This is a genomic window from Stenotrophomonas sp. YJH_SMC_135, assembly GCF_059372355.1.
The window spans coordinates 840684-861338 of record NZ_JCAFVN010000002.1 but is presented as its reverse complement, the minus strand read 5'-3'; the positions used below and the strand labels follow the sequence as shown (position 1 = coordinate 861338).

Below are 20655 nucleotides of genomic sequence, written 5' to 3'. Positions count from 1 at the left end.
GCAGCCGCCGGGGCCGGCTACACTGCGCCACGTTCCAGTGCAGGCACCGCCATGTCGTTGCAGATCCGCCGCGCCACCCTTGCCGATGTCGACGCCCTGTCGGCGATCGCCATCACCACCTACACCGAAACCTGGGGCGACTCGTACCCCGCGCAGGAGCTGCATGATTTCCTGCAGGCGCACTACAGCAGCGAACCGCAGCGCACTGAACTGTCCGACCCACGCAGTGCCATCTGGCTGCTGATGGACGGCGACGCCGTGGTCGGCTACCTGGCCGCCGGTGCCAACACCCTGCCGCACGCCGATGCACGCGAGGGCGACATCGAACTGAAGCGGTTCTACATCCTGGCCGCACACCAGAACGGCGGCCATGGTGCACGCCTGATGGACGCGTTCATGGCCTGGCTGGACCGGCCGCAGCGCCGCACCCTGTGGGTGGGCGTATGGGAAGAAAACTTCGGCGCGCAGCGCTTCTACGCGCGCTATGGCTGCAGCAAGGTCGGCGAGTACGACTTCATCGTCGGTGATACCCACGACCGCGAGTTCATCCTGCGGCGGCCATGATCATGCAGCCCATGTAGCGTCGAGCCATGCTTGGCCAGGGTCTGCAATATCCAGTCGAGCATGGCTCGACGCTACAAACTAGAAATCGAACAGTTCCGACAGGAAGCTGTCCTTCTTCTTTTTCTTGTAGCCCTGGCCCCGGTTGTCCTCGTAGCGCTGGCCGAGGTGGCGGGTATCACGGTGCATCACCGGTGGCGGCGAGGCCGGCTGAGCCTGCACGGGCGCTGGCGGCGGTACGGCCGCACCGGCGCCTGCGCGCTCGATGATCTTGTCCAGCTCGCCACGATCCAGCCACACGCCGCGGCAACTTGGGCAGTAATCGATCTCGATGCCGTGGCGTTCGGCCATCTGCAGCGTCTGGGTCTTGCACACGGGGCACAGCATCGGTATTGCTCCTGTCGGTCTGGTTTCGACTGTACCTGCACCGCGATGACTGTGCGGCAACGCGTGACCGATGGCACAGGGACTTCCGGCGCGTGCCCACATGCGTACCGCGCGGCACACTGCGCCCTTGTTCCGCAGGGAATGCGTACATGACCGTATTGTCCCGCCTGCCCACCACCGCGCGCCTGTTGCTGGTGCTGCTGGGTGTCGGCCTTGGCCTGAACCTGCGGGATATCGCCGCGGCCATCGGCACACCGGTTCCCGCACTGCCCATCCCCTATGGCGGCAGCCTGTTGGACAACGCGCTGGCGGTACTGGTGGCACTGCTGCTGGCCGCGCTGCTGCGGCCCCGTGGCATGGGCCTGATGGCCAGCTTGGGACTGCGCGGAAACGGCTGGGGCGGCCCGTTGTGGGTGCTGCTGGCCAGCCTGCCCTGCTGGCTGGGACTGGCGCTGCTCGGAACTCCGAACACGGCGCTGACTGGGCTGGATGCCACGATGCTGGCCGCGCTGTTCCCGCTGGCCGAGGAAGTGCTGTTCCGTGGCCTCGGCTTCGTGCTGCTGGTGAAGATCGTGCGCGGTCCGTGGCCGTTGCTCGCGCTGCCGCAGGCACTGCTGTTCGGCATGGTGCACTGGCTCGGCTTCGGCGGGTTCGACGGCGGCGGCATCGCACTGTTCATTGGCGCGGTGATCGCGCTGGGCGGCTTCATCTTCGCCTGGCTCGACCACCTCGACGGCGACACCCTGTGGTGCGGCCTGGTCCTGCATGTTTCGATGAACCTGGCCTGGAATGTGTTCAGCTTCGATGACGCCATCGCATTGGGTTGGCAGGCCACCTGCCTGCGCATCGGCACCGCCCTGCTCGCGGTGGCGGTGCTGGCCTGGCACGTGCGGTTCAGGCGCCAGAGAGGGCTGTAACGCCCGCTTAGCTTGCCGTGCACGTCGGGATCACTACCGGCTTGCGCATACTTGCGCGCCTTTTCACCGTTGCTGTCCGGAGTTGTCGCGTCATGTTGCTGTCCAAGCGCCACGTTGAACCCCGCGTCCTGCTCATCGAGGACGCCGAGGAAACCCGCGAGCTGAGCCGACTGGCGCTGGAAAGCCAGGCCTGCCACGTAGTGGGCGTGAGCTCTGCCGAAGCGGCGCTGGGCCTGCTGGCGGCCGGTGAGCGTTTCGACCTGCTGTTCACCGACGTCAATCTGGGTGCGATCAGTGGCATTGAAGCCGCCAACCGGGTCCGCAGCCTGTATCCCCAGCTGCCGATCCTGGTGACGTCGGGCATGGACCAGCACCAGGTGCTGCCGCAGCTGCGCGACGGCATCCATTTCCTGCCCAAACCTTACAACATGAGCGAGCTGCTCGACGCCATCCGGCTGTGCTTCCGGCACGCCGATGTGGGCGTATTGACCGGGCCGGATGCACAGGCCGCCTGAGGCATTCATCCACACCACACCCCGGTATCCATGCCATGCGTGGATGCCACCGGCCATCAACCGCCGGTATACGGCCCCTCGCCCGGCATCACTTCCAGCAGCGCACGGGTGATCGCCCGCGGGTAGACGGTCAGGTGGTCCTCACCGTCGATCACCACGTTGTCCACCTTCAGCTTGCGGCCACTGCGCTGAAGCTGGGCGGTGAAGTCGGCGGTCTGGCGCAGCATGTCGTTGCCGGTTGAATAGCGCGGCCCGGGCTTGTCCGTTTCATAGCTGCCCACCGACAACAGAACGCGCGTGGGCTGCGCCGGGATGACGGCGACGTCCTGCATGCGTGGCAGCAGTAGCTGGTCGAACCACAGCGACGGACTGGACAGGATGTAGGTGCTGAACAAGTCCGGCTGGGTGGTCAGCACATAGGCGCCGAACAGCGCGCCATAGGAGTGGCCGGCGAACATGCGGCGGGTGGGATCGGTGCGGTAGCGCGCATCGACCATCGGCAGCACCTGCGCCGCCAGGAAATCGCGGTAGTGCGCGGCCCCGCCGTAGGAGACGTCGTCGCTGTAGTAGCCATCGACCGTACGCGCCGGGGTGCTGGGCGTGTAGTCGCGCGAGCGGCTCTGCTTGGAGGTCAGCCCCTCCTGCGGCGGCAGCCCGACCAGGATGAAGTTCTCGATGTTGACGCCCTGCTGCCCGACCAGGTTGCGCACGCTGCGCACCAGCGGGAAGCTGTACAGCGCATCGGTCACGTACAGCACCGGATAGTGCTTTTCCGGATGTGCGGCGTAGTCGGCCGGCAACGCCACCCAGATCGGGTAATCGCGTCCCACCGGGTCGTGCACGCGCAGCGCCTCGGTATCCGGCAGCACCACGCCCTGCGCGGCGGTGGCCGCGCTTTCCTTCGCTTCATCCGGAGTTGCCGGTGGCGCCACCGACATCGCACAGCCCCCCATGGCCAGGCAGGCCGCCACACTCCATCCACGCACACGCTGCATCCACACTCTCCCGTTGCGGGCGACGCACCCGGGTGGCGTCGCTACCGCATCCTCACACGTCGCGCGGCGCCGCGCCACGCGCGGTCAGGGCGAGGCCGGCGGCGGCGCCGGGAACAGTGTGCGCAGCGCCTGCAATGCGGCCGGGTGGTAGACGGTCGCGTGGGTTTCCTCCGGCAGCGGCAGGTACTTCACCAGCGGCGACGGCGAGGCCTGCTGCAGGATCTCGGCCAGTCGTGCAGTGGATGCGGCCAGTTCCGGTTGCCCGCTGCTGGCCAGGAACACGTGCGGCTGTGCACGCGTCACCGCCGGCAGCTGCCGGGATGCTCCGGCCAGCATCGCACCACGGTTCCACCACAGGCTGGGGTCCAGCGCGATATAGCTGTTGAACAGCGTCGGCTCCTGCAGCAGCGTCTCGACCACGAACAGGCCAGCCAGCGACTCACCGATCAGCGCACGCTCGTCTGTGGTCGGGTAGCGCTGGCGTACCTGCGGCATCAGTTCATCGCGCAGGAAGCTGCGGTAGGCCGCCGAGCCACCGATGCGTGGCGCGATCTTCTGGTCCTGCGGGTCGCTGCTGGGGCCGGTCATGTCGCGGCGGCGCTCGGTATTCTCGATGCCGACCAGCAGGAACGGACGCATGCTGCCATTGCCGGTCAGCACCTGCACCAGCCCTGCCACATGCAGGAAATCCTCGCCGATGCCGCCATCGGCCATGTACAGCACCGGCAGCGGCGCCTTCGGATCCAGGCCCCAGGGCTGCGGACGATAGACATTGATGCGGCGGGTCTCGCCCAGTGCCTTCGACTGCACGGTGAAGGTCTCGCCGATCACCAGTGGTGCGGCCGCAGCGGTCGATGCCGGCGGTGCTGCCGGCACGGTGGGAACAGCTGCGAGGCCCGGCCCTGCGGCGGCCAGCAGGATCAGGGCGGAGAGAGCGACGACGCGCATGCGAACTTCCATTTTCGAGAGGACGGCCAGCATAACTGCGCCGGCGCCCTCAACGGCGATCCAGTTCGATCACGGCCTGGCAGGCACGGAGCTGGTCGTCGGCATCGCGTCCGATTCGAACAAGCGCTGCCGCAACCTCTGCTCGTAACTGGGCGCCCGCATCACGTTCGCCGGTGCGGGCGGCGGCTTCGGACAGACGGCCGGTATGGCACGCGGCGAGGTCGTCGCGCAGGCGGAGAGTGCCAGCGCGCAGGGCAGCCACCACATCGGCATCCACCTCGGCCGCGCGCTCACGATCCTGTTCATGTAGTTCCCCCAGTGAGGCCATCGCCTCGCTCCGTTCTTCCTGATCCCGGCGCAACCGCCGTTCGGACTGCACCGCGCCGGCCTGTTGCTCCACATCGGCACGCGCCATCGCGAGGTCGCTGCGATCACCGCGCCAACGCCAGCCAGTCATGAACATCAGCAACGACCACAGCAGCAGCGACGCCATCACCACCAGCATGCGCGGCATGGGTCACTGCTCCGCCAGGCAACGCGCATGGCGCTGCTGCTGGCGCTCCCACACTCCCCAGCACACGGTGTTGGGGCGGCCGTCGATGCGGGTTGAACAGTCGTAGCCCCCTGCCCGCCTCCATAGCAGCAAGGCATCGCAGGCCTGGTGATACTCACCCTGCAGCAGATGCCGGCGCATCGACGACGCGCGCCAGTTGCCGATGCCGTACTGGTAGAGGAAATCGACATAGACGTCGTACTCGCCCTGGCTGAGCGCCACACCGGGCAGCGACGCGCGGAACTGCCCTTCCTCCCTGGCCAGATGAGCCTGCACGGCATGCAGCGCGCGTACCGGCGTGGTACGGTCGCCCAGCCTCACCGGCGTGCCATCCTCGCGAACGGTCGAGCCGAAGCCATAGGTGGGTCGGTCATTGCGCGTGGGCACCACTGCGGCGTCGGTGTATCCCTCGCGGTCAACGATGGCGATCAGGCCCGCAGCACTCAGCGCAAGCGCGGCGACCAGGCTGCGTACCTGCAATGTACTGCCGGGCCGGCTCATTCGCGCTCCCTGCGGCGCCATTCGCGCAGCCAGCGCCAGCCCAGATAGGCAATCTGCGCCGCCAGGTAGATGATGGTGAGGACCACGACCAGGCGGTCCAGGGTGATGCCGGCTGCAAGCGCACCGGCGACGGTAACCGGCGGCGCCGACTTGATGGCCGCCGCGCCGGCCGTGCTGATGATTTCTTCTTTCATGATGGGTCCTGGAGGGAATGCAGGCCGCGTCGCATCGACGTGGCCCGAAGAGGTGCCCGCCCCGCTGCCGGCTCGGCACGAGGGTTGTTCCGGTCGGGAGGCGGGCGGAAGATCGGTTCCGCCGCTCATGCGGCCTGGGCGATGCCCTCCATCCAGCCACGTACGCGCTGGAAGCCAAGTTCGACCAGGTTGAGGTAATGCCGGTTGGATACCGGCCGCTGCCCGCTGTTGGCCAGCAGCAGATTCGCCGTTTCGAATCGTTCGACCTTGCGTCGGCCACGCCCGCAGTAGTAGCCGCGCAGCGCACAGGCCATCGCCACGTTGTCACGCGCGACCGCCGTGATGATGTCTTCGATCTGCTGCGCCAGCTGATCGGTTTCCAGAGGCTTGTAGCCCTGGGCCCGCCCCGGCATGTCACCACGATGCTCGATCAGCACCGCCAGCAGGTTGCGCGACTGGAAGCCGAGGTATTCGCAGTCGCGATGCAGCGCATATTCGCCGCCCCAGTGCTCCAGGCGGCTGCGGACATACTCACCGAACGTATCAAGCTGCATGGGTGGCTTCTCCTTTGACGGGCGACGGGGCCGGACCGAACACATCCGGGCGCAGGGATTCGCGGCGCACGGCGCCCGCAGTGGCCAGCTCGATGCGCCGGCACAGGCGCGCGCCGGGCAGCTTGTGGCCGCGGGCGATCATGTAGAGGGTCCGCAGCGCGCAACCGGTCTGGTGGGCCAGGCGGCGCATGACGGGACAGCTGGGGGTGCCGTAGCCCCCTTGGGAGATGGCGTAGTCGATGAGGTTCATGGGCCACACATTACTGCTACGGTAATTGGTGGTCAATACCGTTTTGGTCATTTGCTGGATTGGTAATGCAGCGCACCATCTACAGATGGACGCCAGTACCGCTCGCACCCTCAACATGCGCCTCCGCGTGGCCGCCGCCGGCGGCCCGGCCGAGTGGGCCCGCCTGTACGGTGGCACCCGCTGGGCCCAGCCCCAGGTCAGCCAGTGGATTTCCGAGAGCAACCCGAAGAGCATCGGCCATCGGCTTGCGCGCGATCTTGAATCAGTGATGCAGCTTCCACATGGAACGCTGGATCGCGTCGATCAGGACGGGGACGTGTCGCTTCAGTCTCAATCTACGGGACTGGATTTCGAGAAAATGAGCGCTGCGGTCAAGGTGCTTTCGCACTACCTGGAGCTGGTCGGCGATCCACCGGAATGGATCTACGATCCCGTGCTGCTGGAGACCGCATTCATGGTCGTGGACGAGTTCGGTCAGCCCTCTGCACCGGACAATGTGCTCGACCTGACGAAGCTTCTGGCAAGACGGATCAGGGAGGCAAGGGATGACTCACACGCGACTCGAGGAGCTCGCACAGCGGTTGGCCGCTAGGACCCAGGAACTGCGCGGCGAGCGCACCCCGGCGCCGGCATTGCGGGTGGTGGCGGGAGACGCACATGTGGTCCGCGGGGAGAGGCGCATGGACGCGATCATGCGCGAGTGGCATTGCCGCATGATCCGCAACGTACGCCGACGCTGGGGCGAACCCATGCAGCATGTGATCGATCAGGCATGTTGCGGTGTGGTCAACATCGAGCAGCTCGCCGACGACGCACTGATCCAGTTGCACAAGGACATGGAGCGCGCGGAGGAGTGCATCCGCGAGGGCATTTCCTTCCACGACGCCGGGCTGTTGCGCGCGCATTACGGCTGACAGCGTCCCTGGCCGGCCGGAAACGGCCGGTTCTGATGAGATCAATTACCTGAAATTACCATTATTGTTACCTTAAAGGTAATTTTTTTAAGGTGAGTGACGTGGGGGCAGCAGCGACGGAAGCGGGTGCGCGGAGCGCCGCCTCCCCGCACCCGCTGCCAGCGGGCGCCGGGGAGTCGATGGCACCTGCAACACCGCATCGTTGCAGCGGCACTTCCCCCATTGCGGAAGTGCTTTGAAGGAAGCAACAAAAAAGGCGCCCCTTGGGCGCCTTGATCGTCAATGCAATGGTGGGCCGTGAAGGATTCGAACCTTCGACCAAAAGATTAAAAGTCTTCTGCTCTACCGACTGAGCTAACGGCCCGATGCATCGCCCGGCCTTTCGGCGGGGTCCGCATTCTACCCTACTTTGCCGGGTCGCGCGAAGTACAGGGTTGGTGCGTGTGCCGGCCAGCGGCCGGCACTACCCGGTCGGGTCAGCCCGCTTAAACCTTCCGGGCCTTCCACGCATCCCATCCATGTTCAACACCCGGAGCCACGGATGCGCTTTTCCAGCTATCTGATCGCCATCCTGCTGTTGCCCTGCACAGCAGTGGCCTCGCCGTCCCAGGTCGTCACTGACGACATCGCCCGCTTTTGGGCCACCTATGACGCGGTGCGCGCCGAGCCTGATGCCGAACGCCGCGTGGTGCTGGTCCAGCAACGCTACATCGATCCCGGCAGCCCCGGACTGCATGCACTGACGCAGGTCCGCAACTACACGGCCCGCGAATACGCCGAGGCCATGCAGTCATGGCCACGCTTCTGGACTTCGGTACGGCCGTTGACTGCGAACGCGCAGCAGGCCAGCGCCACGCTGGACCGGGACCTGGACGCGTTCCGCGCGCTCTACCCTGCACTGCGTCCGGCCACCATCACCTACGCGATGGGCGTGCTGCGTACCGGCGGCACCACGTTGGGCGACAAGGTGTTGATCGGGGCGGAGATGGCGCTGGGCGATGAGCGCGTGGACGTAAGCGAGCTGCCCGAGCCGATGCGCGGCCGCCTGCGGATCTTCTACGACAGCCGCCCCGGTGCGAACAACGCGCAGAACAACCTGCACGAGTACGTGCATACCCAGCAGCGCGAGACCACTGGCAGCCTGGCCCAGTACGCAGTACGCGAAGGCGTAGCCGAATACGTGGCAGAGCGCATCAGCGGTCGCCGTCCGGCACTGCCGCTGTACGCCTATGGGCCCGCGCACGAGGCACAAATCCGCACGCGCTTCCTTGCCGAGATGCACGGTGACAGCCTGGACAACTGGCTGTACAACAGCGCGCGCAATCCGTTCGGGGTGAGTGATCTGGGCTACTACGCCGGATACCGCATCGCGCAGGAGTACATGCGCCAACAGACCGACGAGGGGGCCGCCATCGCGCGGATGATCGAACTGGACTACGCCGATCCGGACGCGGTGCGCGGCTTCATCGAGGCATCGGGATGGTTGCAGGCCCGCTAGGTCAAGGAGTGCGAACCAACGGTTCGCACCCACCGAGAGGGGGGCGGGCGCACCCACCGAGAGGGGGCGGCTTGCACCCACCAAGAAGGGGCGGTTCGCACCTGCAGTGAAGCCGGCCAGCGGCCGGCTCTACCAGACGCGGTCAGGCGTACAGCGTGGGGTCGGGCACGCCGGCCTCGGCAAAGCCCTGCGCGCGCAGGCGGCAGGCATCGCAATGACCGCAGGCGGCGCCGTGAGCGTCGGCGTTGTAGCAGGACACGGTCAGGCCGAAGTCCACGCCCAGGCGCACGCCTTCGCTGACGATCTGGCCCTTGCTGAGGAACTGCAGCGGTGCGTGCACCTTGATGCCCGCACCTTCCACGCCCGACTTGGTGGCCAGGTTGGCCAGCGCCTGGAACGCCGCCACGAACTCGGGGCGGCAGTCCGGGTAGCCGGAGTAATCCACGGCGTTGACGCCGCAGAAGATGTCGTTGGCGCCAAGCACTTCGGCCCAGCCCAGGGCCAGCGACAGCATGATGGTGTTGCGCGCCGGCACATAGGTGACCGGAATGCCGGCACCGCCGGCCTCCGGCACGTCGATGTCGTCGGTCAGTGCCGAGCCGCCGATGCTGCGCAGGTCCACGTCCACGGTCTTGTGCGCGACCACGCCCTGGGCCTTGGCCACGCGGGCGGCAGCGTCCAGTTCGGAGGTATGGCGCTGGCCATAGCGCACGCTCAGGGCATGCACGGCGAAGCCCTGTTCCTGGGCCATGGCGATGACGGCGGCTGAATCCATGCCGCCGGAGAGAAGCACGACTGCCTTCTTCATGGGAAAAACATCCGGTTGGGAGGGGAAAGCCAGCACGCTGTCCCGCGCCGGAGTTACATCAGGGAACGCTGCGCCGGCTCATCGGCCCGGCTCGTCGTTCCACAGGATTTTATGCAACTGCATCTGGAAGCGCACCGGCAGCCGGTCTTCGACAATCCAGTCGGCCAGCTGCCGCGCGGTGATCTCGCCCTTGCTGGGCGAGAAGAACACGGTGCAGCGCTGCACCAGGCCGTGCCCGGCGACCATCGCCTTGGCCCAGTCGTAGTCCTCGCGGTTGCAGATGACGAACTTGATCTGGTCGCGGGCGGTCAGCAGCGGCAGGTTTTCCAGGCGGTTGCGGGCGGCTTCGGCCGAACCCGGCGTCTTGATGTCGACGACGCGCGACACCCGCGGGTCCACCGCGCTGACGTCCAGCGCACCGGAAGTTTCCAGCGAGACGTCCATGCCGGCATCGCACAGCTTTTCCAACAGCACCAGGCAGCGCTTCTGCGCCAACGGCTCGCCACCGGTCACGCACACGTGGCGCACGCCCTGGGCCAGCACCTCGGCCACGATGTCGTCGATATCCCACCAGGTGCCGCCGTGGAAGGCATAGGCGGTGTCGCAGTACTGGCAACGCAGCGGGCAGCCGGTCAGGCGCACGAACACGGTTGGCCAGCCGGCGGTATCGGCTTCGCCCTGCAGCGAGGTGAAGATCTCGGTGATCTTCAGGCGTGGCAGGGGCGACTGCACGATCTCACTGGGCGTGGCGGCGGCGCTGGACGGAGTAACGGCGGTCATGGCGGGTACTTCTTGGTGGGACACGTGGCGGGTGGGCTACCGTGGCCGGTAACGAACGCAGCCGAGCATGGCTCGGCTCTACGAAAACAACCGGGCAGACAGGGCCCGGCGCTGCCGGATCCGGGCGGGTTTGCCGAACCGGAAACGAAAGCAGCCGAGCGTGGGCTCGGCTCTACAGGGCACCTATTGTACGCCGGGTCAGCGGATCAGCGGATCTGCTTGCCGAGGCGGATGGACTGCAGACGGTCCTGCGCGGTGCGCGCGGCGTCCGAGCCGGGGTACTGCGCCACGACGGCCTCCAGCGTCTGCTGGGCCTGGTCGACCTTGCCCTCGCCATACTGCGAGAGGCCGACCTTGAGCAGGCCGCCGGCAGCCTTGTCGTGCGTCGGATAGCGCGAGAGCAGTTCGCGGAACTGGGTCTCGGCCATCGGGAAGTTGCGGGTGGCGTAGTAGCTCTCGCCCAGCCAGTACAGCGCGTTCGGCGCGTAGACGCCGTTCGGGTACAGCTGCAGGAAGCTCAGGAACAACTGCGCCGAATCATCGTACTTGCCGGCCTTCAGCGAATCGAAGGCGACGTTGTAGGAGGTGCGCTCGTCGCCGGTGGCGGCAAGACTGCCGGCATCACCGTGGACGGAAGGCGGCCGCTCGGAAGTGGCCGCCGCTGCGGGTTTTGCCGGGGCCGGTGCGGCCTTCGGCGCGCTCGCCGGAACGGGCGGCAGGGCCGGGGCGGCATTGCCCCCTTCCAACCGGTTCAGGCGGCTGTCCAGATCCAGGTACTGGTCCTGGGCGGACTGCTTGAGCTGGGCGTTGTCGTGCTGCAACTGCTCGATCGAGGCCTGCAGGCTGGTGACCTGCTGCCGCAGCTGATTGATCTGGTTCAACAGGTCCTGGTTGGCGCTGTTGTTGTACATCTGCTGCTCGAGCGCGCCGACACGGTCGGCCAGGCTCTGTCGCTGTGCATGCGCCGGTGCGGCAGCCACGAGGGCTGCCGCAACGACCAGCATCAGTTTGATGCCAATGCGCATGGATTACTGCGCGGTGTAGACGATTTCGACGCGACGGTTCTGCGACCAGCAGGACTCGTTCGACTCGGTGCAGACCGGACGCTCTTCACCGTAGGACACGACGGTCAGCTGCGAAGCCGAGCCACCGTTGGCCTGCAGGGCCGAGTTGACGCCGTTGCCACGACGCTCACCCAGGGCCTGGTTGTACGCGCGCGAACCGCGTTCGTCGGTGTGGCCCTGCAGGGTGATGCGCGAGGACGGACGGTCACGCAGGTACTTGGCGTGGCAAGCCATGATGGCCTGGAATTCCGGCTTCACATTTTCCTTGTCCAGGTCGAAGTAGACAACGCGCTGGCGCAGGCAAGCGTCGGTGTCCAGGTCGCCCGGGCCGTACAGGCCGGAGGTCGACGGACCGGTCGGGGTGGTGGTGGAGGTGCCGGTGTCGACCGGGGTTGCCGGCTCTTCCTTCACCTTCTTCGAGCAACCGGCCAGGACGGCCACAGACAGCAGGGAAACAAGCAGAACGCGGGTGGACTTGTTCATGGCGATACCTTTGTGGCTCCTAGGCCGATGAGGGGTTCAAGACAGCGAAAATATTAACACTCTTTTAGCGCTGGGTACGGTATGGGGACCATGCCGGTTCGCGCACATCTCCGTCAGCCAGAACCAACCGCTGGCGCACGCGCGCATCGGCGGAAACGGCGTACAGCACACCACGGCCACCCTCGCGGGCGGCGTACAACACCATGCTTGCGTTGGGCGCAAAGCTCGGAGATTCATCCAGCGAACCCGGGGACAGCGTGCTCCAGCGGGGCGAACCCAGCGAGCTGTCCATCATCGCGATCTTGTAGCTGTTGCCCGAGCCCTGCGCAACGGCGATCTTCTTGCCGTCGTAGGACACCGAGGGCTTGGCATTGTAGTTGCCCTGGAAGGTCACGCGCTCGGCACTGCCGCCACCGGCGCCGACCTTGTAGACCTGCGGGCGGCCGCCGCGGTCGGAGGTGAAGTACACCGCGCTGCCATCCGGCGCCCAGGTCGGCTCGGTGTCGATGGCGAAGTGGTTGGTCAGCTGGGTCAGCTGCTTGCTGCCCAGGTCCATCACGTAGATTTCCGGGTTGCCCGAACGCGACAGGGTCAGGGCCAGCTTGCGGCCATCGGGTGAGAACGCCGGGGCGCTGTTGATGCCGCGGAAGCTGGTGACCAGTTCGCGCGCACCGGTGCCGATGTTCTGGATGTAGATCGCCGAATTGCCACGCTCGAAGCTGACGTAGGCCAGCTTGCTGCCATCCGGGCTCCACGACGGCGACAGCAGCGGCTCGGCCGAACGCACGATGGTCTGCGGGTTGTAGCCGTCGGAGTCGGCCACCATCAGCGCATAGCGCATGGCATCGCCCTTGCCGCTGGCGGTCACGTAGGCGATGCGGGTCCAGAAGGCGCCGCGCACGCCGGTGATCTTCTCGTAGATGGCGTCGGCCATCTGGTGGGCGACGTCGCGCATGGCGTTGCCACGGGCGGTCATCGCCAGGCCCAGCAGGCGCTCGCCCTTGGGCACGTCGAACAGTTCGTACTCGACGCGGTAGGCACCGGCACCGGCATCGAGCACGCGGCCGACCACGATGTAGTTCTGCTTCAGCGCGCGCCAGGTGGCGAACTGGATGTCACCGCCACGCACGGGCTTCTCGACGATCTGCGCTTCCGGCAGCGTGCGGAACTGGCCCGAACGCTCCAGGTCGGCGCGGACCACGCCGGCGACGTCGGTCTGCGGAGCGGCCGACGAACCCTGGTAGGGCATCGGCACGATGGTGATCGGCAGGGCGGAGGCATTGCCGCCGATGATGTCGATATCCAGCCCCTTCTGCTGCGCGACGGCAGCAAAGGGCAGCAACAGGGCCGCAAACACGGCAAGCCAGCGAGGCATCTTTTTCATGGAGCGCTCAATAGGGGGAAACCGGAACGAGGGATAACAAAGCGGGAGTGAACCGCTTCGCAATCATGAACCAAGGGTACGTGAATTCCGGGTCAGTTCCAGCCCGTCCTCTCACGCACCGTTAACGTCGTGGCTAACATCGCACCCGCCTGCCCCGGTCACGCCGCCCCTCGGGGCGGTGTTCGACAACAACCTACAGCCTGCCCGGCCGAAACCGAGCACGCCAGAGGCAAGCGCGACATCCGTGGGCAGGAGTGGCCCGAGGCCACCCCTGCCCTGCCCGCCTCAGCGATCCTGGGCGGTAAAGGTGAAGTTGAGCGTACGCGCGAACACCGACTCGAAGCCGCGGTACGGCAGTGGCTGCGCATTGAGCACCGCGGCCTCGATCGAACGCTTGCCGGCCTCGTCATAGGGGCAGTTCGGGCTGACCTTGGCCTGCATCACCGTGCCGCCCGGAATCTGGGTGATGGTGATCTGGCAACGCTGGCCCAGCGGCACCGTATCCGGGCGCACCCACTGCGACAGCACCTTGGCCTGGATCGCTGCGGCGTACTTGGCTGAAAGATCGTCGCTGTTGCCACCACCACCGGCCGCCGGCTGGGAAGCGCCGCTGGAGCCGGCAGCGGCACTGCCGGCGGCATTGCGCGCGGCGGCGACCTCGCGCAGCTTGCGCTCGGCCAGCTTGGCTTCCTTCTCGGCCTGCTCGCGGCGGGCACGGATCTCGGCGATCTTCTTCTGCTTCTCGGCCTCGGCCTTGTCAGCCGCGACGCGCTCCTGCTCGGCCTGCTTCTTCTTCTCGTCCGCTTCCTGCTGTTTGGCCAGGCGCAGCTTCTGCTCCGCTTCTTCCTGGCGCTTGCGTTCGGTCAGGTCGATCTGCTCCTGGCGGCGCTTGGCTTCCTGTTCCTGCTTGGCCTTCTCCTGCGAGACGGCCAGTGCGCTCACCGCTTCCTGGTCCTTGGTGTCCGGCTGCGCAACACGCTCCTGCGCCTGTTGCTGCTGGGGCGTGGGCGCGTCCTGCGGGCGCGGCTCGGGAATCGGCTGCGGCGGCGGAATGGTGTCTTCCGGCACCGGGATCGGCTCGGCGACCGGCGGCGGCAGGTCCTCCAGCTTCTCCGACTGGCGCAGCGCCTGGCGTGCGGCGGACGCCTCGGAGGCGGACAGCGCCAGGCTGGCCTCGACCGAGGGGTCGCCAGCGGCGGCATCGGTGTTGCGCTGGGGCGACCACAGCCAGGCCACGATGAAGACCAGCGCGACCAGCAGGTGCACCAGCAACGCCAGCGCCAGGGGCAGACCCCAGCCGGGTTCGCGCTGATGCGGGGGTGGCAGGGCGTCAGCGTGCATCGGTGGCCAGGCCTACCTTGTCTACCTTGGCGCGCTTGATCACGTCCATCGCGGCAATGACCTTCTCATAGGCCACGGCGCGGTCGGCGGCGACGATCACGCGCACGCCCTTGTCCTGGGCGGCGATGCCGGCCAGGCGGCCTTCCAGTTCCTCGGCCGACACGGCGGCCGGCTCCTTGGCGTCGGGCAGCTTCAGGCTGAGCTGGCCGTCCTGGCGCACCGAGACGATCACCGGGTCCTGCTTGCTCTCCAGCGCCTTGGCGTTGGACTGCGGCAGGTCGACGTCGAAGCTCAGGGTGAGCAGCGGTGCGGTGACCATGAAGATGATCAGCAGCACCAGCATGACGTCGATGTAGGGAACGACGTTGATTTCCGATTTCAGCTTGCGGCGCTTGCGGCGACCGATGGCAGCGGACATGGCTTGGACTCCCGGGTCAGGCGCTTACTCGTCGCCAGCGCTCTGGCGCTGCAGGATGGAGCTGAACTCTTCGGCGAAGGTCTCGAACCGCACCGACATGCGCTCCACGCGGGTGGTGAAGCGGTTGTAGGCCCACACCGCCGGGATCGCCACGAACAGGCCGATGGCGGTGGCGAACAGTGCCTCGGAGATGCCCGGCGCGACGGCGGCGATACCGGCCTGGGCACCGCTGCTGATCATGTCGTGCATGGTCACCATGATGCCGAACACGGTACCGACCAGGCCCACGTACGGGGCAGTCGAGCCGATGTTGGCCAGCAGCTCCAGGTTGCGCTCGAGCTGGTCCACTTCGCGGGTATAGGTGGTGCGCATCGCGCGCTGCGCGCCTTCAAGCTGCGCACGGCCATCCAGCCGGCGCTTGTCGCGCAGGCGGGTGTACTCGCGGAAACCGGCTTCGAAGATGGCTTCCAGGCCGGTCACGCTGCGGCTGCGGTCGGTGGCTGCGCTGTACAGCTTGCCCAGGTCGGCGCCGGACCAGAAGCGGTTCTCGAACTCGTCGGCTTCGCGGGTGGCCTGCTTGAACACGCGGGCCTTGCGGAAAATGATCACCCAGCTGACGAACGAGCCGACCAGCAGCAGCAGCACGATGATCTTCACCGGCAGGCTGGCCTTGGCCATCAGTTCGAGGTAGTTGATGCCGCCGCCGGTGGTGGCCTGGGCAAGGGTCTGTGTCGCGGCGTTGCTGACGTCGGCCGGCAGTGCCTCGGTGACCGTGGCCTGCAGGGCCAGGAGCGTTGCGATCATCCGTTGTTCCTCAATGTTCGGATTCGGGGTGGAGGTGGGGTTGCAGCACGGCAAGGACGGCATCGTCCATGCCACGCGGGCGGAAACTGGCCGCTTCCAGTGCGGCGATGCGGACCTGCGCGGACAGCAGCAGCTCGCCGTCGCGCAGGATCTGCTGGTCGAAGACCATGCTGGCCTTCTTCAGCTGGACCAGGCGGGCAGTCACCTGCAGGGTGTCATCCAGCCGTGCCGGCCTGATGAAATCCATCTGCATCGAGCGCACCGCGAAGACCATCCCGTGCTCGGCGCGCATGCGCTCCTGGCCGTAGCCGAGCGCACGCATCCATTCGGTCCGGGCCCGTTCCATGAAGGCCACGTAGCGGGCGTGGTAGACCACGCCACCTGCGTCGGTATCTTCCCAGTAAATGCGTGTCGGCCAACTGAATCGGGGCTCAACCGACATCGGGAACCTCCGCGAACAGGTCCTGCGGCGGGTTCTTCGGCTTCAGGCCCATGTGCCGGTAAGCCTTGTGGGTGGCCATGCGGCCGCGCGCGGTACGCACCAGGAAGCCCTGCTGGATCAGGTACGGCTCGACCACGTCTTCCAGCGTGCCGCGCTCTTCGGACAGCGCCGCGGCCAGCGATTCGATGCCGACCGGGCCGCCGTCGAAGTAGTCGACCAGGGTCTTGAGCAGGCGCCGGTCGAGCTCGTCGAAGCCCTCCGGATCGACCTTGAGCATCTTCATCGCCGCCTGCGCCACGGCCTCATCGATGTGGCCACCGGCCTTGACCTGGGCGTAGTCGCGCACGCGGCGCAGCAGCCGGTTGGCGATGCGCGGGGTGCCACGCGCGCGCCGCGCGATCTCGCCGGCGCCGTCGGCGGTGCAGTCGATGCCGAGGATGGTGGCCGAGCGGCGCACGATCCGGGTCAGCTCCTCGACGCTGTAGAACTCCAGGCGCTGGACGATGCCGAAGCGGTCGCGCAGCGGCGCGGTCAGCAGGCCGGCGCGGGTGGTGGCGCCGATCAGGGTGAACGGCGGCAGGTCGATCTTGATCGAGCGGGCCGCCGGGCCCTCGCCGATCATGATGTCGATCTGGAAGTCTTCCATCGCCGGGTACAGCACTTCCTCGACCACCGGCGACAGGCGGTGGATCTCGTCCACGAACAGCACGTCGTGCGGCTGCAGGTTGGTCAGCAGTGCAGCGAGGTCGCCGGCCTTCTCGATCACCGGGCCGGAGGTCACCCGCAGGGCCACGCCCAGCTCGTTGGCGATGACGTGGCTGAGCGTGGTCTTGCCCAGGCCGGGCGGCCCGAAGATCAGCACATGGTCGAGCGCGTCGCCACGGGCCTTGGCCGCTTCGATGTAGATCTCCAGCTGCTCGCGCACCGGGGCCTGGCCGAGGTAGTCGGCCAAGCGCCTGGGGCGGATGCTGGCGTCGGCGGCGTCATCCTCGCGGGTGGCGCCGGCGCCGATGATACGGTCGTCGGTCATGTGCTGATTATGCGGCAAAAGCGTATGGGGTCGGATCCGTTTTCCAGAGGAAAACGGCTCTGACCCCGAACCGGAACACCGGGAACATGGGGTCAGAGCCCTTTTCCTACGGAAAAGGGATCCGACCCCGCGCGCGTCAGATCTCGACCTGGGCCCCGAGTTCGACCAGGCGGTTGCCCGGAATCCGGAAGAAGCCGGTCGCAGGAGCGGCATTCCGGTGCATCAGCGCGAACAGCTTGTCACGCCAGATCGGCATGCCGCGGTTGGCGGTGGCGACGATGGTCTCGCGACTGGCGAAGAAGGTGGTGTCCATCGGATCAAAATAGATGCCACCGTGGTCGCACGAGCGCATCAGCGCCAGCGGCACGTCCGGGGTCTCCATGAAGCCGAAGCGCACGTAGACGCGGTAGAACTCGTCACCCACTGATTCGATCTTCAGCCGCTGCCCTTCCATCGCATACGGGATCGGCAGGGTTTCCACGTGCAGGAACACGTTGCGCTCGTGCAGCACCTTGTTGTGCTTGAGGTTGTGCATCAGCGCATGCGGCGCCACGGTCGGGTCGGCGGTGAGGAACACCGCGGTGCCCGGCACGCGCACCGGCGGGGCCAGCATCAGGCCCGGCAGGAAGGTATCCAGGCGGATGCCGTCCTTGCGGATCTCGTCGCGCAGCAGCTCGCGGCCACGGCGCCAGGTGCGCATCATGGTGAACAGGAAGATGCCCAGCACCACCGGGAACCAGGCGCCCTGCAGCAGCTTGGCGCCGTTGGCGATGACGAAGCCGAGGTCGATGATGAAGAACACCACGCACAGCGGCAGCAGCCAGCCACGCGACTTCGGCCACAACGTCCGCGCCACCACGGCCAGCAGCAGGGTGTCGATCAGCATCGTGGCCGACACCGAAATGCCGTACGCCACGGCCAGGTTGGACGAACTGCGGAACGCCAGCACCAGCCCGAACACCATCACCGCAATGCCCCAGTTGATGCCCGGGATGTAGATCTGGCCGATGGTGTCGTGCGAGGTGTGCTTGATGCGCATGCGCGGGATGTAGCCCAGCTGCATGGCCTGGCGCGAGACCGAGAATGCGCCGGTGATGACCGACTGCGAGGCGATCACCGCCGCCATGGTGGCCAGGATGATCATCGGGTACAGCGCCCACGACGGCACTGCCTCGAAGAACGGATTCTTCAGGGCCTCGGGGTGGTTGAGCACCAGTGCGCCCTGCCCCAGGTAGTTCAGCACCAGGCACGGCAGCACGAAGAAGTACCAGGCGTGGCGGATCGGGCGCAGCCCGAAGTGGCCCATGTCCGCATACAGCGCTTCGCCGCCGGTCACCGCCAGCACCACTGCACCGAGAATGAAGATGCCGTGCCAGCCGTGCTCCATGAAGAAGCGGATGCCCCACCAGGGGTTGAAGGCCTTCAGCACCTCGGGCGCATCGACGATGTTGTAGATGCCGATTGCCGCCAGCGACACGAACCAGATTGCCATGATCGGGCCGAACGCCTTGCCGATCTTCTCGGTACCGAAGCGTTGCGCGGCGAACACCGCCAGCAGCACCACCAGGGTGACCGGCACGATGAAGACATGAAGTCCGGGCGCGGCCACCTCCAGGCCTTCGACTGCACTGAGCACCGACATGGCCGGGGTGATCACGCCGTCGCCGAAGAACAGCGAGGCGCCGAAGATGCCGAGGATGCCCACCACATAAGCCGAGCGCGAGCCGTTGCGCAGCGTGCGCTGGGTCAACGCCATCAGCGCCATGATGCCGCCTTCGCCATCGTTGTCGGCGCGCATGATGATGGTGACGTACTTCAGGGTCACCACCAGGTTCAGCGCCCAGAACGCCAGCGACAGCACGCCCAGCACGGTGTCGTGGTCGCTGTTGAGCCCGTAGTGTGGCGAGAACGCTTCCTTCAGGGTGTACAGCGGGCTGGTACCGATATCGCCGAACACCACGCCGATCGCACCGATGACCAGCGCCAGTCCTCCAGCGGAGGGGGCGTGGCCATGGCCGCCGGGGGCGGCTGCGTGCGGGGTTTGACTGCTGGACATGGGACTCCTGGCGAAGCTCAGGCGGTAGGTTGGGGGAAAGGGACGCGGTTCAGCGCAGCGCGGACTGCAGCGCCTTGCGGATCACGGTGGCCACTTCGTCGCCTTCATTGAAGGCATCGCGGGCCATGCGGGCCGCTTCGGCCGGCTTGTAGCCCAGCTGCTGCAGGGCCACGGTGGCATCGGACAGCGGATCGGCCGGGGCCGGACCACTGCCGGTGGGCAGCGCGCCGCCGGCACCGAACTGGGCCGCGCGGTCACGCAGTTCCAGCACCATGCGTTCGGCGGTCTTCTTGCCGATACCCGGGATGCGGGTCAGCGCGGTGATGTCGCCGGCCTGGACCATGCGCGCGAATTCTTCGACGCTGACGCCAGACAGCACGGCCAGCGCGATCTTCGCGCCGATGCCGCTGACCTTCTGCACGTCGCGGAACAGGCGCCGCTCGCCCTCGCGCAGGAAGCCGTACAGCGAGACGCTGTCTTCCTTCTGCGAGTAATGGGTGTACAGGGTGACCTCGCGGCCGAGCTCGGGCAGGTCGTAGAAGGTGCTCATCGGCGCCTCCAGTTCGTAGCCCACTCCGTTCACGTCCACCACCAGCCACGGCGGCGCCTTGTAGGCGACGATGCCGCGCAGTCGACCGATCATTGCGTGCAGCTCCTCATTTGCGGCCCCACGCCTGGCGGGCACTGAGCCCCAGGCGGTTGGCCGTCGCCCTTACGTGGGCATGGGTGATCGCCACCGCCAACGCGTCGGCCGCGTCGGCCTGCAGCTTGGTTTTCAGGTTGAGCATGAGCCCGACCATGTGTTGAACCTGTTGCTTTTCGGCACCACCGCGCCCGACCACCGCGAGCTTGATCTCGCTGGCGGCGTATTCGTGCACCGGCAGGTCGCGCAGCACCACGGCCGAGATCGCCGCGCCGCGGGCCTGGCCCAGCTTCAGCGCCGAATCGGGATTGCGCGCCATGAACACCTTTTCGATGGCCACTTCATTGGGCTGGTACTCGCGGCACAGATCGGCCAGGCCCAGCACCAGCAGTTTCATGCGCTGCGGGAAGTCGTCGGCGCCCAGCAGCACCAGCGGCTGGTGGTGCACGTAACTGACGCGGCCGGCGGCGTCGACATCGATGATGCCGACCCCGGTCCGCTGCGAACCGGGGTCGATGCCGAGGATGCGGGTCATGCCGCGCTCCTGGCGGGGCGGAACGGGGGGCGCTGGCAGGCGTATGGGCTCATGACTGTCCGCGGTGACCGTTCAACGGC

Annotated in this window: 27 protein-coding genes and 1 tRNA gene; 6 read left to right on the top strand and 22 right to left on the bottom strand. The window is 66.8% G+C overall.

Going from position 1 to position 20655, the window contains the following annotated elements:
• Positions 1-51 precede the first annotated feature (51 nt).
• Positions 52-564 (top strand): GNAT family N-acetyltransferase, encoded by a 513-nt coding sequence (locus AC5P98_RS10460; protein WP_069116296.1) that lies wholly within the window; start codon positions 52-54, stop codon positions 562-564.
• Between the two features lie 78 nt (positions 565-642).
• Here AC5P98_RS10460 and AC5P98_RS10455 read toward each other — a convergent pair whose 3' ends face one another.
• The gene (locus AC5P98_RS10455; protein ID WP_014648111.1) at positions 643-948 is read right to left on the bottom strand and encodes a TFIIB-type zinc ribbon-containing protein; all 306 of its coding nucleotides are present in this window, start codon (positions 946-948) and stop codon (positions 643-645) included.
• A 149-nt stretch (positions 949-1097) separates the two neighbouring features.
• Here AC5P98_RS10455 and AC5P98_RS10450 point away from each other — a divergent pair, with 149 nt between their 5' ends.
• The gene (locus AC5P98_RS10450) at positions 1098-1865 is read left to right on the top strand and encodes a CPBP family glutamic-type intramembrane protease (RefSeq protein WP_049406152.1); all 768 of its coding nucleotides are present in this window, start codon (positions 1098-1100) and stop codon (positions 1863-1865) included.
• A gap of 92 nt (positions 1866-1957) precedes the next feature.
• Complete coding sequence (locus AC5P98_RS10445; protein ID WP_014648113.1) at positions 1958-2380, top strand: response regulator; 423 nt, start codon at positions 1958-1960, stop codon at positions 2378-2380.
• A gap of 56 nt (positions 2381-2436) precedes the next feature.
• Here the strand turns inward: AC5P98_RS10445 and AC5P98_RS10440 are convergent, their stop codons facing one another.
• From AC5P98_RS10440 to AC5P98_RS10410, 7 genes are all read right to left on the bottom strand, one after another.
• Positions 2437-3375, bottom strand: a complete 939-nt coding sequence (locus AC5P98_RS10440) for an alpha/beta hydrolase (RefSeq protein WP_049406154.1) — start codon at positions 3373-3375, stop codon at positions 2437-2439.
• Between the two features lie 84 nt (positions 3376-3459).
• A complete protein-coding gene (locus tag AC5P98_RS10435) occupies positions 3460-4323 on the bottom strand; it encodes an alpha/beta hydrolase (protein WP_032958962.1) in 864 nt (287 codons plus the stop codon).
• 49 nt (positions 4324-4372) lie between these two features.
• Entirely contained in the window at positions 4373-4837 is a 465-nt protein-coding gene (locus AC5P98_RS10430) for a lysis system spanin subunit (RefSeq protein ID WP_049406159.1), read from the bottom strand.
• A 3-nt stretch (positions 4838-4840) separates the two neighbouring features.
• Positions 4841-5377: a glycoside hydrolase family protein gene (locus tag AC5P98_RS10425; RefSeq protein WP_049406161.1), complete on the bottom strand. Its 537-nt coding sequence runs from the start codon at positions 5375-5377 to the stop codon at positions 4841-4843.
• Complete coding sequence (locus tag AC5P98_RS10420) at positions 5374-5571, bottom strand: hypothetical protein (RefSeq protein WP_014038210.1); 198 nt, start codon at positions 5569-5571, stop codon at positions 5374-5376. The genes AC5P98_RS10425 and AC5P98_RS10420 overlap by 4 nt, the downstream gene beginning before the upstream one ends.
• 125 nt (positions 5572-5696) lie before the next feature.
• Positions 5697-6125, bottom strand: a complete 429-nt coding sequence (locus AC5P98_RS10415) for a hypothetical protein (RefSeq protein ID WP_014038211.1) — start codon at positions 6123-6125, stop codon at positions 5697-5699.
• A complete protein-coding gene (locus tag AC5P98_RS10410) occupies positions 6115-6375 on the bottom strand; it encodes a helix-turn-helix domain-containing protein (RefSeq protein ID WP_032958958.1) in 261 nt (86 codons plus the stop codon). The genes AC5P98_RS10415 and AC5P98_RS10410 overlap by 11 nt, the downstream gene beginning before the upstream one ends.
• An 85-nt stretch (positions 6376-6460) precedes the next feature.
• Here AC5P98_RS10410 and AC5P98_RS10405 point away from each other — a divergent pair, with 85 nt between their 5' ends.
• Together AC5P98_RS10405 and AC5P98_RS10400 are read left to right on the top strand one after the other, a co-directional pair.
• On the top strand, positions 6461-6967 hold the full coding sequence (locus AC5P98_RS10405; protein WP_032958957.1) for a hypothetical protein: 507 nt from the start codon (positions 6461-6463) through the stop codon (positions 6965-6967).
• A complete protein-coding gene (locus AC5P98_RS10400; protein WP_014038214.1) occupies positions 6921-7289 on the top strand; it encodes a hypothetical protein in 369 nt (122 codons plus the stop codon). The genes AC5P98_RS10405 and AC5P98_RS10400 overlap by 47 nt, the downstream gene beginning before the upstream one ends.
• 288 nt (positions 7290-7577) lie before the next feature.
• Here the strand turns inward: AC5P98_RS10400 and AC5P98_RS10395 are convergent.
• Positions 7578-7653, bottom strand: a tRNA-Lys gene (locus AC5P98_RS10395).
• Positions 7654-7830: 177 nt separating this feature from the next.
• On the opposite strand from AC5P98_RS10395, the gene AC5P98_RS10390 reads away from it, so the two are divergent.
• Positions 7831-8787: a DUF2268 domain-containing putative Zn-dependent protease gene (locus tag AC5P98_RS10390; RefSeq protein WP_049406164.1), complete on the top strand. Its 957-nt coding sequence runs from the start codon at positions 7831-7833 to the stop codon at positions 8785-8787.
• Positions 8788-8929: 142 nt separating this feature from the next.
• On the opposite strand, the gene queC is transcribed toward AC5P98_RS10390, so the two are convergent.
• The 13 genes from queC to ruvC all read right to left on the bottom strand — a co-directional run bounded on the left by queC (position 8930) and on the right by ruvC (position 20575).
• Entirely contained in the window at positions 8930-9595 is a 666-nt protein-coding gene (queC, locus tag AC5P98_RS10385) for a 7-cyano-7-deazaguanine synthase QueC (RefSeq protein WP_032958954.1), read from the bottom strand.
• A gap of 78 nt (positions 9596-9673) precedes the next feature.
• Positions 9674-10375 (bottom strand): 7-carboxy-7-deazaguanine synthase QueE, encoded by a 702-nt coding sequence (gene queE, locus AC5P98_RS10380; protein ID WP_032958953.1) that lies wholly within the window; start codon positions 10373-10375, stop codon positions 9674-9676.
• Between the two features lie 206 nt (positions 10376-10581).
• Positions 10582-11400 (bottom strand): tol-pal system protein YbgF, encoded by an 819-nt coding sequence (ybgF, locus tag AC5P98_RS10375; protein ID WP_049406165.1) that lies wholly within the window; start codon positions 11398-11400, stop codon positions 10582-10584.
• Positions 11401-11403: 3 nt separating this feature from the next.
• Positions 11404-11922, bottom strand: a complete 519-nt coding sequence (gene pal / locus AC5P98_RS10370) for a peptidoglycan-associated lipoprotein Pal (RefSeq protein WP_495229996.1) — start codon at positions 11920-11922, stop codon at positions 11404-11406.
• Positions 11923-11986: 64 nt separating this feature from the next.
• Positions 11987-13306 (bottom strand): Tol-Pal system beta propeller repeat protein TolB, encoded by a 1320-nt coding sequence (tolB, locus tag AC5P98_RS10365; protein ID WP_014038220.1) that lies wholly within the window; start codon positions 13304-13306, stop codon positions 11987-11989.
• 285 nt (positions 13307-13591) lie between these two features.
• Positions 13592-14647 (bottom strand): cell envelope integrity protein TolA, encoded by a 1056-nt coding sequence (tolA, locus tag AC5P98_RS10360; protein WP_032958950.1) that lies wholly within the window; start codon positions 14645-14647, stop codon positions 13592-13594.
• Positions 14637-15065 carry a protein TolR gene (tolR, locus tag AC5P98_RS10355; protein ID WP_006438804.1) on the bottom strand — a complete coding sequence of 143 codons (429 nt, stop codon included), beginning with the start codon at positions 15063-15065 and terminating at the stop codon, positions 14637-14639. Before tolR ends, tolA begins: the two co-directional genes overlap by 11 nt.
• Positions 15066-15089: 24 nt before the next feature.
• A complete protein-coding gene (tolQ, locus tag AC5P98_RS10350; RefSeq protein ID WP_005410752.1) occupies positions 15090-15869 on the bottom strand; it encodes a protein TolQ in 780 nt (259 codons plus the stop codon).
• Between the two features lie 10 nt (positions 15870-15879).
• Positions 15880-16311: a tol-pal system-associated acyl-CoA thioesterase gene (gene ybgC / locus AC5P98_RS10345; protein WP_014648160.1), complete on the bottom strand. Its 432-nt coding sequence runs from the start codon at positions 16309-16311 to the stop codon at positions 15880-15882.
• On the bottom strand, positions 16301-17341 hold the full coding sequence (ruvB, locus tag AC5P98_RS10340) for a Holliday junction branch migration DNA helicase RuvB (RefSeq protein ID WP_014648161.1): 1041 nt from the start codon (positions 17339-17341) through the stop codon (positions 16301-16303). Before ruvB ends, ybgC begins: the two co-directional genes overlap by 11 nt.
• A gap of 136 nt (positions 17342-17477) precedes the next feature.
• On the bottom strand, positions 17478-19397 hold the full coding sequence (locus AC5P98_RS10335) for a potassium transporter Kup (protein ID WP_014648162.1): 1920 nt from the start codon (positions 19395-19397) through the stop codon (positions 17478-17480).
• A gap of 49 nt (positions 19398-19446) precedes the next feature.
• Complete coding sequence (ruvA, locus tag AC5P98_RS10330) at positions 19447-20040, bottom strand: Holliday junction branch migration protein RuvA (RefSeq protein ID WP_014648163.1); 594 nt, start codon at positions 20038-20040, stop codon at positions 19447-19449.
• Between the two features lie 13 nt (positions 20041-20053).
• A complete protein-coding gene (gene ruvC, locus AC5P98_RS10325; protein ID WP_014648164.1) occupies positions 20054-20575 on the bottom strand; it encodes a crossover junction endodeoxyribonuclease RuvC in 522 nt (173 codons plus the stop codon).
• Positions 20576-20655: the final 80 nt, after the last annotated feature.

Coding starts and splice junctions, on each gene's coding strand:
- tolR (WP_006438804.1), bottom strand. CDS start 15,065: ATGTCCGCTGCCATCGGTCGCCGCAAGCGCCGCAAGCTGAAATCGGAA.
- tolA (WP_032958950.1), bottom strand. CDS start 14,647: ATGCACGCTGACGCCCTGCCACCCCCGCATCAGCGCGAACCCGGCTGG.
- AC5P98_RS10450 (WP_049406152.1), top strand. CDS start 1,098: ATGACCGTATTGTCCCGCCTGCCCACCACCGCGCGCCTGTTGCTGGTG.
- AC5P98_RS10420 (WP_014038210.1), bottom strand. CDS start 5,571: ATGAAAGAAGAAATCATCAGCACGGCCGGCGCGGCGGCCATCAAGTCG.
- tolQ (WP_005410752.1), bottom strand. CDS start 15,869: ATGATCGCAACGCTCCTGGCCCTGCAGGCCACGGTCACCGAGGCACTG.
- AC5P98_RS10405 (WP_032958957.1), top strand. CDS start 6,461: ATGGACGCCAGTACCGCTCGCACCCTCAACATGCGCCTCCGCGTGGCC.
- AC5P98_RS10390 (WP_049406164.1), top strand. CDS start 7,831: ATGCGCTTTTCCAGCTATCTGATCGCCATCCTGCTGTTGCCCTGCACA.
- AC5P98_RS10430 (WP_049406159.1), bottom strand. CDS start 4,837: ATGCCGCGCATGCTGGTGGTGATGGCGTCGCTGCTGCTGTGGTCGTTG.
- tolB (WP_014038220.1), bottom strand. CDS start 13,306: ATGAAAAAGATGCCTCGCTGGCTTGCCGTGTTTGCGGCCCTGTTGCTG.
- queC (WP_032958954.1), bottom strand. CDS start 9,595: ATGAAGAAGGCAGTCGTGCTTCTCTCCGGCGGCATGGATTCAGCCGCC.
- ruvB (WP_014648161.1), bottom strand. CDS start 17,341: ATGACCGACGACCGTATCATCGGCGCCGGCGCCACCCGCGAGGATGAC.
- ruvA (WP_014648163.1), bottom strand. CDS start 20,040: ATGATCGGTCGACTGCGCGGCATCGTCGCCTACAAGGCGCCGCCGTGG.
- AC5P98_RS10410 (WP_032958958.1), bottom strand. CDS start 6,375: ATGAACCTCATCGACTACGCCATCTCCCAAGGGGGCTACGGCACCCCC.
- AC5P98_RS10415 (WP_014038211.1), bottom strand. CDS start 6,125: ATGCAGCTTGATACGTTCGGTGAGTATGTCCGCAGCCGCCTGGAGCAC.
- AC5P98_RS10460 (WP_069116296.1), top strand. CDS start 52: ATGTCGTTGCAGATCCGCCGCGCCACCCTTGCCGATGTCGACGCCCTG.
- AC5P98_RS10445 (WP_014648113.1), top strand. CDS start 1,958: ATGTTGCTGTCCAAGCGCCACGTTGAACCCCGCGTCCTGCTCATCGAG.
- pal (WP_495229996.1), bottom strand. CDS start 11,922: ATGAACAAGTCCACCCGCGTTCTGCTTGTTTCCCTGCTGTCTGTGGCC.
- ybgC (WP_014648160.1), bottom strand. CDS start 16,311: ATGTCGGTTGAGCCCCGATTCAGTTGGCCGACACGCATTTACTGGGAA.
- ybgF (WP_049406165.1), bottom strand. CDS start 11,400: ATGCGCATTGGCATCAAACTGATGCTGGTCGTTGCGGCAGCCCTCGTG.
- ruvC (WP_014648164.1), bottom strand. CDS start 20,575: ATGACCCGCATCCTCGGCATCGACCCCGGTTCGCAGCGGACCGGGGTC.
- AC5P98_RS10400 (WP_014038214.1), top strand. CDS start 6,921: ATGACTCACACGCGACTCGAGGAGCTCGCACAGCGGTTGGCCGCTAGG.
- AC5P98_RS10440 (WP_049406154.1), bottom strand. CDS start 3,375: ATGCAGCGTGTGCGTGGATGGAGTGTGGCGGCCTGCCTGGCCATGGGG.
- AC5P98_RS10435 (WP_032958962.1), bottom strand. CDS start 4,323: ATGCGCGTCGTCGCTCTCTCCGCCCTGATCCTGCTGGCCGCCGCAGGG.
- AC5P98_RS10335 (WP_014648162.1), bottom strand. CDS start 19,397: ATGTCCAGCAGTCAAACCCCGCACGCAGCCGCCCCCGGCGGCCATGGC.
- AC5P98_RS10455 (WP_014648111.1), bottom strand. CDS start 948: ATGCTGTGCCCCGTGTGCAAGACCCAGACGCTGCAGATGGCCGAACGC.
- AC5P98_RS10425 (WP_049406161.1), bottom strand. CDS start 5,377: ATGAGCCGGCCCGGCAGTACATTGCAGGTACGCAGCCTGGTCGCCGCG.
- queE (WP_032958953.1), bottom strand. CDS start 10,375: ATGACCGCCGTTACTCCGTCCAGCGCCGCCGCCACGCCCAGTGAGATC.